This window comes from Rhodococcus sp. NS-SX18 (genome assembly GCF_057367935.1).
The window spans coordinates 2,552,311-2,567,217 of record NZ_CM170633.1; the positions used below are offsets into that span (position 1 = coordinate 2,552,311).

Annotated in this window: 12 protein-coding genes and 1 pseudogene; 11 read left to right on the forward strand and 2 right to left on the reverse strand. The window is 73.6% G+C overall.

All coding sequences use genetic code 11. The features are described 5' to 3' along the window. Positions 1-208: 208 nt before the first annotated feature. From mihF to AC2IPW_RS11995, 8 genes are all read left to right on the forward strand, one after another. Positions 209-529 (forward strand): integration host factor, actinobacterial type, encoded by a 321-nt coding sequence (gene mihF / locus AC2IPW_RS11960; RefSeq protein WP_003935409.1) that lies wholly within the window; start codon positions 209-211, stop codon positions 527-529. 67 nt (positions 530-596) lie between these two features. Next, the gene (gene gmk, locus AC2IPW_RS11965) at positions 597-1,244 is read left to right on the forward strand and encodes a guanylate kinase (RefSeq protein WP_289380749.1); all 648 of its coding nucleotides are present in this window, start codon (positions 597-599) and stop codon (positions 1,242-1,244) included. Next, a complete protein-coding gene (gene rpoZ / locus AC2IPW_RS11970) occupies positions 1,241-1,543 on the forward strand; it encodes a DNA-directed RNA polymerase subunit omega (RefSeq protein ID WP_003935406.1) in 303 nt (100 codons plus the stop codon). Before gmk ends, rpoZ begins: the two co-directional genes overlap by 4 nt. Then, positions 1,540-2,823, forward strand: a complete 1,284-nt coding sequence (gene coaBC, locus AC2IPW_RS11975) for a bifunctional phosphopantothenoylcysteine decarboxylase/phosphopantothenate--cysteine ligase CoaBC (RefSeq protein ID WP_289380740.1) — start codon at positions 1,540-1,542, stop codon at positions 2,821-2,823. The genes rpoZ and coaBC overlap by 4 nt, the downstream gene beginning before the upstream one ends. Positions 2,824-3,016: 193 nt before the next feature. Continuing rightward, positions 3,017-4,231 (forward strand): methionine adenosyltransferase, encoded by a 1,215-nt coding sequence (gene metK, locus AC2IPW_RS11980; protein WP_003935404.1) that lies wholly within the window; start codon positions 3,017-3,019, stop codon positions 4,229-4,231. A gap of 21 nt (positions 4,232-4,252) precedes the next feature. Next, complete coding sequence (locus AC2IPW_RS11985) at positions 4,253-6,271, forward strand: primosomal protein N' (RefSeq protein ID WP_486376895.1); 2,019 nt, start codon at positions 4,253-4,255, stop codon at positions 6,269-6,271. 180 nt (positions 6,272-6,451) lie between these two features. Continuing rightward, the gene (locus AC2IPW_RS11990; protein WP_486376896.1) at positions 6,452-7,438 is read left to right on the forward strand and encodes an esterase/lipase family protein; all 987 of its coding nucleotides are present in this window, start codon (positions 6,452-6,454) and stop codon (positions 7,436-7,438) included. A gap of 98 nt (positions 7,439-7,536) precedes the next feature. Further along, on the forward strand, positions 7,537-8,679 hold the full coding sequence (locus AC2IPW_RS11995) for a phosphatase PAP2 family protein (protein WP_486376897.1): 1,143 nt from the start codon (positions 7,537-7,539) through the stop codon (positions 8,677-8,679). Here the strand turns inward: AC2IPW_RS11995 and AC2IPW_RS12000 are convergent. Continuing rightward, positions 8,579-8,959 (reverse strand): annotated as a pseudogene (locus tag AC2IPW_RS12000) (rhodanese-like domain-containing protein); the annotation flags it as partial. The gene AC2IPW_RS11995 and the pseudogene AC2IPW_RS12000 sit on opposite strands and share 101 nt — an antisense overlap. Before the next feature lie 226 nt (positions 8,960-9,185). Between AC2IPW_RS12000 and fmt the strand changes: the two are divergent. The 3 genes from fmt (at position 9,186) to AC2IPW_RS12015 (ending at position 12,572) form a co-directional block, all read left to right on the forward strand. After that, a complete protein-coding gene (gene fmt, locus AC2IPW_RS12005) occupies positions 9,186-10,109 on the forward strand; it encodes a methionyl-tRNA formyltransferase (protein WP_289380737.1) in 924 nt (307 codons plus the stop codon). Beyond that, positions 10,106-11,551 (forward strand): RsmB/NOP family class I SAM-dependent RNA methyltransferase, encoded by a 1,446-nt coding sequence (locus AC2IPW_RS12010; protein ID WP_289380736.1) that lies wholly within the window; start codon positions 10,106-10,108, stop codon positions 11,549-11,551. Before fmt ends, AC2IPW_RS12010 begins: the two co-directional genes overlap by 4 nt. A gap of 91 nt (positions 11,552-11,642) precedes the next feature. Continuing rightward, a complete protein-coding gene (locus AC2IPW_RS12015; protein WP_003939456.1) occupies positions 11,643-12,572 on the forward strand; it encodes a 1-phosphofructokinase family hexose kinase in 930 nt (309 codons plus the stop codon). A 21-nt stretch (positions 12,573-12,593) separates the two neighbouring features. On the opposite strand, the gene ppsA is transcribed toward AC2IPW_RS12015, so the two are convergent. Continuing rightward, positions 12,594-14,873 carry a phosphoenolpyruvate synthase gene (gene ppsA / locus AC2IPW_RS12020; RefSeq protein WP_450121905.1) on the reverse strand — a complete coding sequence of 760 codons (2,280 nt, stop codon included), beginning with the start codon at positions 14,871-14,873 and terminating at the stop codon, positions 12,594-12,596. Between the last annotated feature and the right edge of the window lie 34 nt (positions 14,874-14,907).

A 14,907-nucleotide genomic window follows, 5' to 3' on the forward strand; every position in this document is an offset into this window, starting at 1 on the left:
ATGTCGTGTTCGTCGAGGTGGTGGGCGGTGCCCGCGCCCCCGGGCCGGACCCGGCCGTGGGTCACGCTGTGGGCGCACTACCGCACGTGTTTTCGAGCCGAAACGCCGGGGGGTGGGTTCGCAATCGTCGTCCGGCGTGAGTACGGTCGCTATCGCCGCTGGTTAACCGGCGGATGAGACTGATTGCCAACGATGAGACGGAGGAACCGTGGCCCTTCCCCAGCTGACCGACGAGCAGCGCGCCGCTGCTCTGGAGAAGGCGGCTGCTGCCCGTCGCGCCCGGGCTGAGCTCAAGGACCGCCTGAAGCGCGGCGGCACCGACCTCAAGCAGGTCCTGGCCGATGCCGAGAACGACGAGATCCTCGGCAAGATGAAGGTGTCCGCCCTGCTCGAGGCCCTGCCGAAGGTCGGCAAGGTCAAGGCGCAGGAGATCATGACCGAACTCGAGATCGCCCCGACGCGCCGCCTGCGCGGTCTGGGTGACCGTCAGCGCAAGGCGCTGCTCGCCAGGTTCGACTTCGACGCCTGAGCGACCGGTGGTAGCTGACGCACACACCGTGTCGGACAGCGGTTCCACGACGCGGAGGGGCCGGCTGGTGGTGCTGGCCGGCCCCTCCGCCGTCGGGAAGTCGACCGTCGTCCGCCGGCTCCGCAGCCGGGTGCCCGACCTGCTGTTCAGCGTGTCGGCCACCACCCGCGCTCCCCGGCCCGGCGAGGTGAACGGGGTGGACTACCACTTCGTCAGCCGCGACGAGTTCGATCGGATGATCGAGTCCGGGGACCTGCTCGAGTGGGCGGAGATCCACGGCGGGCTGCAACGCTCGGGCACCCCCGCCGGTCCCGTGCGGGACGCGCTCGCCTCGGGACGGCCCGTGCTCGTCGAAGTGGATCTGACCGGGGCCCGCTCCGTCCGCGCCGCCATGCCGGAGGCCGTGCTGGCCTTCCTGGCGCCGCCGAGCTGGGATGTGCTGGTCGCCCGCCTCACCGGCCGCGGCACCGAATCGGACGAGGTGGTCCGTCGCCGGCTAGAGACCGCCCGGACCGAACTCGACGCCCGCGAGGAGTTCGACACCGTGATCGTCAACGAGGACGTCGACCGCGCCTGCGACGAATTGGTATCCTTGTTGGTCGGCCCCCGCGACGATCCCTCCGACCGTCCGCAGCCGATCACGACATTCCCCGCCTCGACCCCGAATCCCGAGCCCCACCAGAGCTCCGGAACGACACAGGAGAACACCGAGTGAGCAGCACCCAAGCAGCCGTGTCCGACACCGCCGGCCACGACCTGCCGGCCTACGACACCCCGCTGGGCATCACCAACCCGCCCATCGACGAGCTGCTCGAGCGCACCTCCTCGAAGTACGCCCTGGTGATCTACGCGGCCAAGCGTGCCCGGCAGATCAACGACTACTACAACCAGCTCGGCGACGGCATCCTCGAGTACGTCGGCCCGCTCGTCGAGCCCGGCCTGCAGGAGAAGCCGCTGTCGATCGCGCTGCGGGAGATCCACGCAGACCTGCTCGAGCACGCCGAAGGCGAGTGAGTCAGCGCGCCGCGGGCACCGCGGACCATTCGGAATTCGGGCAGCGCCGCCGCATCGTCGTCGGCGTCGGCGGCGGCATCGCCGCCTACAAGGCCTGCGCGCTGATCCGGGCGTTCACCGAAAGTGGACACCACGTACGGGTCATCCCGACGGATTCGGCGCTCGAGTTCGTCGGCCGGGCCACCTTCGAGGCCTTGTCCGGCAACCCAGTGCACACCGGCGTCTTCGCCGACGTGCCGCAGGTTCCGCACGTGCGGCTCGGGCAGGAGGCCGACCTGGTGGTCGTCGCCCCCGCCACCGCCGACCTGATGGCCCGCGCCGCCCACGGCCGCGCCGACGACCTGCTCACCGCCACACTGCTCACCGCGCGGTGCCCGGTCGTGTTCGCGCCTGCGATGCACACCGAGATGTGGGAGCACCCGGCGACGGTGGACAACGTCGCCACGCTCCGCCGCCGCGGCGCCGTCGTCGTCGAGCCGGCCTCCGGCCGGCTCACCGGGCACGACACCGGCGCCGGCCGGCTCCCCGAGCCCGAGGAGATCTTCGGACTGGCGTCGCTGCTGCTCGAACGACCGGACGCGTTGCCGCGGGATCTGACCGGGCGGCGCATCGTCGTCTCCGCCGGCGGCACCCGCGAACCACTGGACCCGGTGCGGTTCCTCGGCAACCGCAGCTCCGGCAAGCAGGGCTATGCCCTCGCCCGGCTCGCCGCCCAGCGCGGCGCCGACGTCACCCTCGTCGCGGGAGCGGTGGCCGGCCTGGCCGATCCCGCCGCGGTGGAGGTCGTGCGGGTCCAGACCGCCGCCCAGATGCAGGCCGCGGTCACCAAGCACGCCGCCGGTGCGGACGCCGTCGTCATGTCCGCCGCCGTCGCCGACTTCCGGCCCAGCACCTTCGCCACCAGCAAGATCAAGAAGGGTGCGGGCGAGCCGGAGGCGATCGCGCTGACCAAGAACGAGGACATTCTCGCCGGGCTGGTCGCCGCCCGCACCGAGGGCACGCTGCCGGCGAGCACCGTCATCGTCGGCTTCGCCGCCGAGACCGGTGACGCCGAGGGCGACGTCCTCACCCACGCCCGCGCCAAACTGGCCCGCAAGGGCTGCGATCTGCTGGTCGTCAACGCCGTCGGCGAGGGGAAGGCGTTCGAGGTCGACCACAACGACGGGTGGCTGCTGGCGGCGGACGGTTCCGAGACCGCCCTCGCGCACGGCTCCAAGGCGCTGATGGCCAGCCGCGTCCTCGACGCGCTGGGTCCGCTGCTGGCGCAGAACCGGTCGTGACCTCGGGGGCGGCGCGCCCGTGACCTCGGGGCGGTACGCCCGTGACCCGGGGGGCGGTACGCCCGTGACCCGGGGGGCGGCGCGCCCGTGAGCGAAAGTCTCGCGTCGGCGCGACCGGAACAGTAGCGTCGCCCATATCGTTGACATCAGTTCGTCCGTTCGAGCTAGACACAACCAGTCGAGAGGGAGTTCCGTGAGCAAGACCGGCGGTCGGCTTTTCACCAGTGAGTCCGTGACGGAGGGACACCCGGACAAGATCTGTGACGCGATCAGCGACTCCGTCCTCGACGCGCTGCTCACCGAAGACCCCCGCGCCCGCGTCGCGGTCGAGACCCTGGTGACCACCGGGCAGGTGCACGTGGTCGGGGAGGTCACCACCTCGGCCTACGCGGACATCCCGAAGATTGTGCGGGACCGGGTCCTCGAGATCGGCTACGACTCCTCCTCGAAGGGTTTCGACGGCAACTCCTGCGGGGTCAACATCGCCATCGGTGCGCAGTCCCCGGAGATCGCCGGCGGCGTCGACGTCTCGCACGAGGCTCGCACCGGGGTGCTCACCGACGACGAGGTGGCCCGTCAAGGCGCCGGTGACCAGGGCCTGATGTTCGGCTACGCCTGCTCGGACACCCCGGAACTGATGCCGCTGCCGATCGCGCTGGCGCACCGGCTCTCGCGCCGGCTCACCGAGGTCCGCAAGACCGGGGTGCTGCCGTACCTGCGGCCGGACGGCAAGACCCAGGTCACCATCGAGTACGACGGCGACCGCCCGGTCCGGTTGGACACGGTGGTGATCTCCACCCAGCACGCGGCGGACATCGACCTGAACAACCTGCTCACCCCGGATCTGCGCACCCACGTCGTCGAGGCGGTACTGGCGGACCCGAGCCTGGCAGGCCTCGACACCACCGGCCTGCGGTTGCTGGTGAACCCGTCCGGGTCGTTCGTCCTCGGCGGTCCGATGGGGGATGCAGGCCTGACCGGCCGCAAGATCATCGTCGACACCTACGGCGGCATGGCCCGGCACGGCGGTGGCGCGTTCTCGGGCAAGGACCCGTCGAAGGTGGACCGCTCGGCCGCGTACGCGATGCGCTGGGTCGCCAAGACCGCCGTGGCGGCGGGGCTGGCCGGCCGGCTCGAGGTACAGGTGGCCTACGCCATCGGCAAGGCCGCCCCGGTGGGGCTGTTCGTCGAGACGTTCGGCACCGAGAAGACCGACCCGGCGCGGATCCAGCAGGCGATCACCGAGGTGTTCGACCTGCGACCGGGTGCGATCATCCGGGACCTGGACCTGCTGCGGCCGATCTACGCGCAGACCGCCGCGTACGGGCACTTCGGCCGCACCGACATCGACCTGCCGTGGGAGAACACCGACCGGGCCGAGAAGCTGCGCGCCGCCGCCGGTCTGTAACCCGGACCCTCGACGGTCCGGGTGGCCACCGACAGGACCGCGGCCGAGACGGATCCGGTGGCGCGGATCCTGCCGCTGCTGCCGCTGCCCCACCTCGACCGCGAGTTCGACTATCTGATCCCGCGGGAGTTCGATGCCGAGGCGCGGCCGGGCGTGCGGGTGCGCGTCCGGTTCGCCGGCAGGCTCGTCGACGGCTTCCTGCTGTCCCGCGCGGCGACCAGCGAGCACACCGGCCGGCTCGGCTGGCTCGACCGGGTCGTCTCACCCGAGGTCGTGCTGACCCCGGAGATCGCCGCGCTCGCCGACGCCGTCGCCGCCCGCTACGCCGGCACCCGAGCCGACGTGCTGCGCCTCGCCGTGCCACCGCGGCACGCCCGGGTCGAGGCGGAGGACCCGCCACCCGCCCCGCCCCCCACGGCACTGGAGATCGACCGGACCGCCTGGTCCCGATACCGGCACGGCGAGAACTTCCTCGACGCCCTCGCCGCCGGCCGCGCCCCCCGCGCGGCCTGGCAGGCCCTGCCCGGCGAGGACTGGCCGCGTCGTTTGGCCGAACTCGCGGCGTCGGTCGCCGCCACCGGCCACGCCGCGGTGCTCGTGGTGCCCGACCAGCGCGACCTCGACCGCGTCGTGACGGCCTGCACCGACCTCGCCGGCGCCGACTGCGTCGTCGGGCTCGCCGCCGGGCTCGGTCCGGCCGTGCGCTACCGGCGCTGGCTCGCGGCGTTGCGCGGAACCGCCCGCATCGTCGTCGGCACCCGGGCCGCCGTGTTCGCTCCCACCCCCGCCCTCGGCCTGCTCGTGGTGTGGGACGACGGCGACGACCTGCACTCCGAGCCCCGCGCGCCGTACCCGCACGCCCGAGAGGTGGCGCTGCTGCGGGCGCACGCCACCGGCGCCGCCGTCGTCCTGGCCGGGCACGCCCGCACCGCCGAGACCCAGGCCCTCGTCGACACCGGGTGGGCCCACGACCTCGCCGCCCCCCGCGACGTCGTCCGCGCCCGCGCCCCCAAGATCACCGCCCTCGCCGACAGCGACCAGGCCCTGGCCCGCGACCCCGCCGCGCGTGCCGCCCGGCTGCCGGCCATCGCCTTCGCCGCCGCCCGTGCCGCCCTCGGCGCCGACCGCGGGGTGCTCGTGCAGGTGCCCCGCCGCGGCTACGTGCCCGCGCTCGCGTGCGCCAAATGCCGGACCCCGGCCCGCTGCCGGCACTGCAACGGCCCGCTCGCGTTGCCGCAGGCCGCCGGGCCGGACGGCACCGCGACCCCCGCCTGCCGCTGGTGCGGCATCGCCGACGCCACCCACCGCTGCCACGCGTGCGGTGCCCGCGCCCTGCGCGCCGTCGTCGTCGGCGCCGGGCGGACCGCCGAGGAACTCGGTCGCGCGTTCCCCGGTGTCCCGGTGGTCACCTCCGGTGGGACGGAGGTCAAGGCCACCGCCCCGGCCGGACCCGCGCTCGTCGTGGCCACAGTGGGCGCCGAACCCGTCACCGCCGGGGGGTACGGCGCGGCCCTGCTGCTCGACGGGTGGGCCCTGCTCGGCCGCGCCGACCTGCGGGCCGCCGAGGAAACGATGCGTCGCTGGCTCACCGCGTCGTCGCTGGTGCGGCCCTTCGCCGACGGCGGCCAGGTCGTCGTGGTCGCCGACGCCGGCATCCCCACCGTGCAGGCACTGGTGCGCTGGGACCCGATCGGGCACGCGCAGTCCCAGCTCGCCGAACGCGCCGAGGTCGGCTTCCCGCCCGCGGTGCACATGGCCGCGGTCGACGGCACCGCGGCCGCGGTCGCCGACCTGCTCGCGGCCGCGACGCTCCCACCGGAGGCGGAGGTACTCGGACCGGTGCCGTTGCCGCCGGGGGAGCGGCCGCCGTTCGGGGCCGACGACCCCGAGCCCGACGAGGTGCAGCGCATGGTGATCCGGGTGCCGCGCGGCCGGGGTCTCGCGCTCGGCCGCGCCCTGCGCGAGGCGCAGGCAGCGCGCAGCGCCCGCCGCGCCGAGGGAGCGTTGCGGGTGCAGATCGATCCGCTGCGCGTCGGGTGACGCCCCCCGGCCCCCGGGTCCGCGCGGAGGGACACCCCGGGGGCAGGGCAGGCAAAACCCTCCCGTCACCTGCGGAAAGATGGCATGCCGGCGGGGCGCAACTGTGTCACGATAGGTCACAGGGGTGGGGGTCGATCCTGGTGACGGAGCCCGGCTGCGGGCGAGCCGGAGGGAGGGGCCGTGAACGGGGCACGCAGGATTGCCGGCGCGCTGGCCGGTATCGCGGCGGCCGTCGCGGCCGTCACCGGCGCCGCGACCGTCACCGCCGCACCCGCGCCGGGCTCGTCGGCGTCCGTGCCCGTCGCCCCCGGACCGGTGGCCACCACCCACGCCCAGGCCGCCGGCTACGCCGAGGAACATCCCGGAACGGCGCCGGCGCGATCGAACGACTTCGGGTGCGTACCGTCCCCGGACCATCCACGACCGGTGGTGCTCGCCCACGGCACCGACTCCAACTCCTACTCGGACTGGGCTGCGGTCGCACCGATGCTCGCCGAGGCCGGCTGGTGCGTGTTCGCCCTCGACTACGGCAAGGCCGACGGCGCCGACGAATACGGCACCGGCGACATCCGGGTCAGCGCCGCGCAGCTGGGCGCGTTCGTCGAGCGGGTCCGTGCCGGCACCGGTGCCGGCGAGGTCGACCTGGTCGGCTACTCGCAGGGTGCGACCGTCGCGCGGTACTACGTCAACCGGCTGGGCGGCTCGGCCGTCGTGGAACGCTGGGTGGGTGTGGCCTCACCCAGCTACGGCGGCACCTTCTACGGACTGGGTACCGCGGCTGCTGCCGCGCCCGGTGCCACCGGCGCGGCCGAGGCCTTCCTCTCGGTGGCCCTCGTCCAGCAACTGCAGGGCTCGGAACTGCTCACCGAACTCAACACCCCCGTCGACACCGTTCCCGGCGTCCGGTACACCACCATCGGATCCCGCGTCGACGAGGTCATCCAGCCGTCCACCAACGTCGCGCTGCGCGGGCCCGGGGCGGTCAACCTGACCATCCAGGACCTGTGCCCCCAGGACCAGACCGGGCACTTCAACATGGTGTACGACCCGTTCTCGCTCACCGTGATCCGGCACGCCCTCGACCCCGAACGGTATGCCCTCGGCGAATGCGTCCCGGTGCCGCTCGGCACGGGCATCCCCGAACTGATCATCGAGAGCAACTCCTGACCCGATCCGCCCCCGGGAGCGTCCCGGTGCCCCGATCATGGGTATGCAGGCGGTGCGTGCCCGGTCGTCCGGGCCGGTCACGCGGGAGGGAGGTAGCGGTGAACACCCCGTTCCTTCCCGGTCGCGCGGCGCTGCGGGCGCCGCAGCTCGTGCCGCCGCGGCAGTACGCCCGGGTGGCCGCGCGGTGCGGGTATCTCGCTGCGCTGGTCGGGACCGTCGTCACCCACGGCATCCCCGCCGACCGGCTGTACCAGGCCGCCTGGATCGTCGCCGGACTGATCGCCTTCGCGATCGACCGGCCGTGGCGCGGGCACCTGCGCGTTGTCGTCGACTGGCTGCCCCTGGTCGGGGCGCTCGTCGTCTACGACCACACCCGCGGCATCGCCGACGAACTCGGCCTGCCCGTCCGGGTGCACGAACCGGCCGCCGTCGAGAGCTGGCTGTTCGGCGGCACGATCCCGACGGTGTGGCTGCAGGAGCGTCTGCTCGGCGCGGACGGCGAGCGGCCCGGCTGGACGATGATCACCGCGGTCGTCTACACCAGCCACTTCCTCGTGCCGTGGTTGCTCGCGGCCCTGCTGTACCTGTACTCGCGGTCGCGCTGGGCCGGATACATGCGACGGGTGCTGCTCCTGTCCTACTTCGGGCTGCTCACCTACATCCTGGTGCCCGCGGCGCCGCCGTGGTACGCCTCCGAGGTGGGCGTCCTGCCGGAAGGAGTCGGCCGGGTCACCGGATTCGGTTTCGGTGTCGTGCCGATCGACGTCGGCACCCGCTGGCTCGAGGCCCAGGGCAACCCGGTTGCCGCGCTGCCGTCGCTGCACTCGGCGTTCGCGTTGCTCGTCACCGTCGCGCTGTGGCCGATCGCGCGGCGCACCTGGATGCGGGCGCTGCTGGTGGCGTTCCCGCTCGCCATGGCCTTCACCCTCGTCTACGGCGGCGAACACTACGTGGTCGACGTGCTGCTCGGCTGGGGCTACGTCGGGCTCGCCGCCCTGGCCGCCCGGGCCTGGGAGACGCGCCGACACGACCGGCGCGCCCCGCAGGTCAGCCCACCTGCTCCAGCGGCATCGCCAACGTCACCCAGTCGTGCAGGCCCCCTCGGTAGTACGCCAGCGCGGACGCCGGATACCCCGCCTCGAGCAGCTCCCGGATCGCCATCGGGGACTGCGGACACTGCGGACCGTTGCAGAACAGAATCGACAGCCGGGACGGATCGAGCCGGTCCCGCAGCTCCGTGATCCGGTCGTGCGGCAGATTGACCGCGCCCGGAATGGACCTGCCCTTGCGCGAGTCCGGGACCCGGGTGTCGACGAGCAGGGCTCCGTTCGCCACCAGCTCGGTCAGCTCCAGCTCGCCGACCGTCACCACGCCGGGCGCGCACTGCAGGGGCTGCAGCTCGCCCCACGTCGTGTCGACGAGGACCACGTCCTGCTCCCGCACGGCCGGCCAGGGCACGCCCGCCGGATCCGCCGATCGCGTGCGGACGGAACGCTCCATCCGATCTCGAGTCTCTGCCATCGGCTCAGCCTATCGACGCGACGCGGCGGTCGCGCGATTCGTCGGGCGGGGACCGTCCCGCCGCGTTCGCGGACGGCCGTCACCGTCGGCCGGCGCGGTCCCTAGACTGAGGGCACGTTTCGTCGTCGACATCCGGGAGCAGCATTCGTGAACAGTTCGGTCGGCCCAGCACGGTCCTCGTCCCGGGGCCGGTGCCTCGCCTCTCGCCCCCGGACGGGCCGCTGACGTGCGGCTGGTGTTCGCCGGGACGCCCGAACCGGCCGTACCGTCACTGCGCCGCCTGCTCGAGTCCCCGCGCCACGAGGTGGTCGCGGTGGTGACCCGGCCCGACACCACCGCCGGCCGCGGGCGGCGCACCGTCCGGTCGGCGGTGGGCCGGCTGGCCGACGAACACGGCATCGAGGTGCTCACCCCGGCGCGGCCCCGCGATCCCGACTTCGTCGCCCGGTTGACCGAACTCGCCCCCGACTGCTGCCCGGTCGTCGCCTACGGCGCGCTCATCCCGCAGCCGGTGCTCGACATCCCGAAGTTCGGCTGGGTGAACCTGCACTTCTCGCTGCTGCCCGCCTGGCGTGGTGCCGCGCCCGTCCAAGCCGCACTCGCTGCGGGGGACGAGGTGACCGGCGCGAGCACGTTCCGGCTCGAGGCGGGCCTGGACACCGGCCCGGTCTATGGGGTGGTCACCGAGACGATCCGGCCCGACGACACCGCGGGAGCTCTGCTCGGCCGGCTCGCCGACTCCGGTGCCGCGCTGCTCGAATCCACCCTCGACGGCCTCGAGGACGGGGTGCTCACCGCGGTGCCCCAGCCCCCGGACGGCGTCTCGCACGCCCCGAAGGTCACCGTCGAGTCGGCGCGGGTGAGCTGGGACCGTCCCGCGCACCTCGTCGACCGCCACATCCGGTCGGTCACGCCCGCACCCGGCGCCTGGACGATGATCGGTGACCTGCGCGTGAAGCTCGGCCCCGTGACCGGCACCGACGAGACCCTCGCGCCCGGGCAGATCCTGCCCCGCAAGGACGGTGTCCTGGTCGGCACCGGCAGCACCGCCGTGCGACTCGGGCAGGTCCAGCCGCCCGGTAAGAAGACAATGGCGGCCGCGGACTGGGTTCGCGGCGCCCGCCTCGACCCGGAGGTACGTGCCCAGTGACCGAGTCCCGCCGCCCCGCCCGCCGCTCCCGCCGCGGGCCCGGCGACCGCAACAACAAGCCCCGGCAGGCCCGCCGGCCGTCGCCCGCCGAGGCCGGCCTCGACCCGGCGCGGCTCGCGGCCCGGGACGTGCTGCGCGCGGTCCGGGAGCGTGACGCCTACGCCAACCTGGTGCTGCCGGCGCTGCTGCGCGAGCGGCGACTCGACGGGCGCGACGCCGCCCTGGCCACCGAGCTGACCTACGGCGCCGCCCGCGCCCAGGGCCTGCTCGACGCCGTGATCGCCGCGTGCGCCAACCGGGCCGTCACCGAGATCGACGGGGCGCTGCTGGACACCCTGCGGTTGGGCACCTACCAGCTGCTGCGGACCCGCATCGCCCCGCACGCGGCCGTCGCGACGAGCGTCGACATCGTCCGTGGCGAATTCGGCCACGGCAAGTCCGGATTCGTCAATGCGGTGCTGCGCCGCGTCGCGGAGAAGCCCGAGGAACAATGGGTCGCCGAGCTCGCCCCCGACCCGGCTCGCGACCCGGTGGGACACCTGGCCTTCCGGTATGCGCATCCGGAGTGGATCGCGAAGGCCTTCGCGGTCGCGCTCGGCCCGGACGCCGGGGAGCTCGAGGAGGTGCTCGCGGCGGACGACGCCCGGCCGGTGGTGCACCTGGTGGCCCGGCCGGGGGTGATCACCGCGGAGGAACTCGCGCTGGCCACCGGTGGCGAGATCGGACCCTGGTCGCCCTACGCCGTGCATCTCGACGCCGGCGGTGATCCCGGCAAGCTCGACGCCGTGCGCGAGGGCATGGCCGCGGTGCAGGACGAGGGCAGTCAGCTGGTGGCGCGGGCGCTCACCCTCGCCCCGCTGGGCGGACCCGATCGGGGTCGGTGGCTGGACCTGTGTGCCGGTCCCGGCGGCAAGGCCGCGCTGCTCGGCGCGCTCGCGGACATCGACGGCGGCACCGTCGACGCCGTCGAACCGGTCGAGCACCGCGCCGAACTGATCCGCAAGTCCACCCGCGGACTCCCGGTCACGGTGCACGTCGCCGACGGCCGCGAGCCCGGCCTGGAGCCCGGCTACGACCGCATCCTGGTCGACGCGCCGTGCACCGGGCTCGGCGCCCTGCGTCGCCGGCCCGAATCACGGTGGCGCCGCAACCCCGGCGACGTCGCCGAGCTGGTGCGGTTGCAGAAGCAGCTCCTCGCCTCGGCGATCGGGCTGCTGCGGCCGGGCGGGGTGGTGCTGTACGCGACGTGCTCGCCGCACACCTCCGAGACCCTCGCCGTCGTGGCCGACGCTGTCCGGCGGCACAACGTCGAGCAGCTCGACACGCGTGAGCTCGTGCCCGGCGTGCCGCGTCTCGGCGACGGTCCGGCCGTGCAGCTGTGGCCGCACCGGCACGGCACCGACGCGATGTTCATGGCCGCGCTGCGCGCCCCGGCGAGCTGATCGGCGAGGTCGCCGCGCGAACGCCGGGAGAATCGGCCTGCGCTCGGATACGGTCGGACGCGACCCGACCGCTCCCGGCAGGAGGCACGTCGTGCCCGACATCGTCACCTTGACCATGAATCCGGCACTCGACGTGACCACCTACACCGAGCAGGTGCGGCCCACCAGCAAACTGCGCTGCGAGGCGCCGCGACTGGAGGCCGGCGGCGGGGGGATCAACGTCGCGAAGGTCGCCGGGGTGCTCGGTGTCTCGGCCGGAGCGGTGTACCCGGCCGGCGGTCCGACCGGGGACACGCTCTCGGCGCTGCTGTCCGGCGGCGGTGTCGACAGCCGGCGCATCGACATCGACGGCATGACCCGGGAGTCGTTCACGGCGATCGAGCGCAGCACCGGCCAGGAGTACCGGTTCGTGCTGCCCGGCCCGGAGCTGAGCGTGCGGGATCAGGAACGGTGCCTGGACCTGCTCGTCGAGACCGCCACCGGCGCACGGTACGTCGTCGCCAGCGGCAGCCTGCCGCCGGGCGTGCCGGGTGAGTTCGTCCAGCGGGTGGCCGACGCGGCCACCGATGCCGGTGCCCGCTTCGTCCTCGACTCGTCGGGGGACGCACTGCGCCGCATCAAGTCGGGCGTGCACCTGGTCAAACCGAGTCTGCGAGAGCTGCGCGAATGGGTGGGCCGGGAACTGCGCACCCCGCACGAACAGTCCGCCGCCGCCCACGAACTCGTCGACGCCGGGATCGCCGAGATCGTGGTGGTCTCGCTCGGGCCGGACGGGGCACTGCTCGTCTCCGCCGACACCACCGCCCGGCTGAAAGCGTTGGACGTACCCGTGCGCAGCGCCGTCGGGGCGGGTGACAGCATGGTCGCCGGACTGGTCGTGGGCCTGCTGCGGGGCCGGCCCCTGCGCGACGCCCTGGCACTGGGCATCGCCGCCGGCTCGGCGGCGCTGCTCACCCCCGGCAGCCAGGTCTGCCGGCGCGAGGACGTCGAACGGTTCGACGTCCTCGCGCGTCAGCGGTGACGCCCGGGAGGGACGCGGCCGTCAGTGCTCGTGCCGGGCGCGGTCCAGAACGATCCGCTGCTCGGCCCGCGCCACCGTGCGCCGGGTCTGGGCGGCCGCGTCCGGCGTCACCGACACCGACGTGATGCCCCGCCGCACGAGATGCTCGGCGAGCTCGGTGCTGGTGGAGACGGCCTGCCCGCACAGCGACGTGGTCAGGCCGGCCGCCGACGCCCGTTCGATGATGTGGTCGATCGCGTCCAGCACCGCCGGGTCGAGCGTGTCGAACAGGTCCTTGCACACCTCGGAGTCACGGTCGACACCGAGCACGAGCTGGGTCAGGTCGTTGCTGCCGATCGACACCCCGTGGATGCCGAGCTTCGCGTACTCGGGCAACCAGTACACCACCGACGGGACCTCGGCCATGATCCAGCGCAGCATCCGCCGATCGGAGCCGAGCGGGTGCGCGTCGAGCTGGGCCAGGCACTCCTCCAGCTCCCAGCGGGTGCGCACGAACGGAATCATCAGGTGCACGTTGGGATGCTGCGCGCGCACGCGGTGCAGGACGTCGAGGTCGAGCGAGAACAGCTCGGGGTCGCGCACGTAGCGGAAGCAGCCGCGGTACCCGATCATCGGGTTCTCCTCGTCCGGCTCCGTCTCGCCGCCCTTCAGGTTCGCGAACTCGTTGCTGCGCAGGTCGATCGCTCGATACACCACCGGACGCGGCGCGAAGGCCGCCGCGATCCGCGCGACGCCGTCGGCCATCTTCGACACGTACTCCTCGCGTCGGCCCTGCGCGATCATGTAGGCGGGATGCTCCCCGGCGAGCGCCTCGGTGATCATGAACTCCGCTCGCAGCAGCCCCACCCCGTCGACGTCGGTGTCGGCGACGGCCTGCGCGGCGTCCGGGGTGGCGAGATTGACGTACACCGCCGTCGCGGTGACGGCCGAAGCGGGTGCGGCGGCCGCCGGAGCGGCGGTCTGCGCCGCGGCCGGCCGCTCCGCGCGGACCTCCCCGTCGAACACGACGCCGGCGTCGCCGTCCACGGTGATCAACTGGCCGTCCTGCAGGTCCTGCGTCGCGGTGCGGGCGCCCACGACGACGGGTTTGCCGAGTTCGCGGCCGACGATCGCGGCATGACAGGTGATGCCGCCGCCGTCGGTGACGATGCCGCCGGCCCGGCGCAGGATCGGCAGCCAGTCGGGCCGCGTCATCGGGGCCACGAGGATCTCCCCATCGCTCAGGCGCTTGCCGTCGACCAGCTCGTGCAGCACCCGGACCCGACCGGTCGCCCGGCCGGGACCGGCACCGAGCCCGGTCAGCAGCGGCGCCGCCTGCCCGTTGCCCGACGCCGCCGCGGCGGCAGGCATCCCCAGGGTGGTGATCGGGCGGGTCTGCACGATCCACAGCTCACCCTCGGCGAACGCGAACTCGAGGTCCTGCGGCCGGCCGTAGTGCTGCTCGACACCCGCGGCGAGCCGCGCGACCTTCTCGAGCTGCCCTTCGTCGAGGACGCGGGTCTGCCGCGACGAATCGACCGCGACGCGGCTGTCGCCGGTGTCGGTGGAGGCGATCTGGAACTCCTGATGCCCGAGATGCACATCGAGCACCGTGAAGCCGTCCTTGGCGACGACGTAGGTGTCGGGCTCGACCTGCCCGCCGACGACGACCTCGCCCAGACCGAGGGCGGCCTCGACGACGATGCGATCGAGCTCACCGGTGCGCGGGTCGGCCGTGAACGCCACCCCCGACGATTCCGAGCGCACCATCACCTGCACCACGACGGCGATGGACGGCTCGTCGGTCACCCCGCGCAGTCCCCGGTAGGTCCGGGCGCGTTCGGACCACAACGACGCCCAGCACGCCTGCACGGCACGCACCACCGCGTCGGCGCCGACGATGTTGGTGTACGACTCGTGGATTCCCGCGAACGAGGTGTCCGCGGCGTCCTCGGCGGGCGCGGAGGACCGCACCGCCACCGGCACGTCCACGCCCAGCTTCTCGTAGGCGGCGACGATGTCCGCGCGGATGTCGTCGGGCACCGTGGCCTCGGTCACCAGCGCCGCCAGTTCCGCGGAGGTGCGGATCAGCGTCGCGTCGTCGATGTCGGGGGCCGGAACGGCCTCGGCGCGCAGCCGGTCGCGCACCCCCGCCGCGGCCATCGAATCGAGATAGGCGGCGGTGGTGATCGCGAAGGCAGGCGGCACGGGGAACCCGGCGCGGGTCATCTCCCCGAGGTTCGCGGACTTGCCGCCCACGGTCGGCGCGTCCTCCGCGCCCACGTCGCCGATCGGTCGAACCCACACCGTGTGCGTGGCCATTCTCGCTCCCCACTGCCGCATCGGGCCCAGCGGT

Coding starts and splice junctions, on each gene's coding strand:
- ppsA (WP_450121905.1), bottom strand. CDS start 14,873: ATGGCCACGCACACGGTGTGGGTTCGACCGATCGGCGACGTGGGCGCG.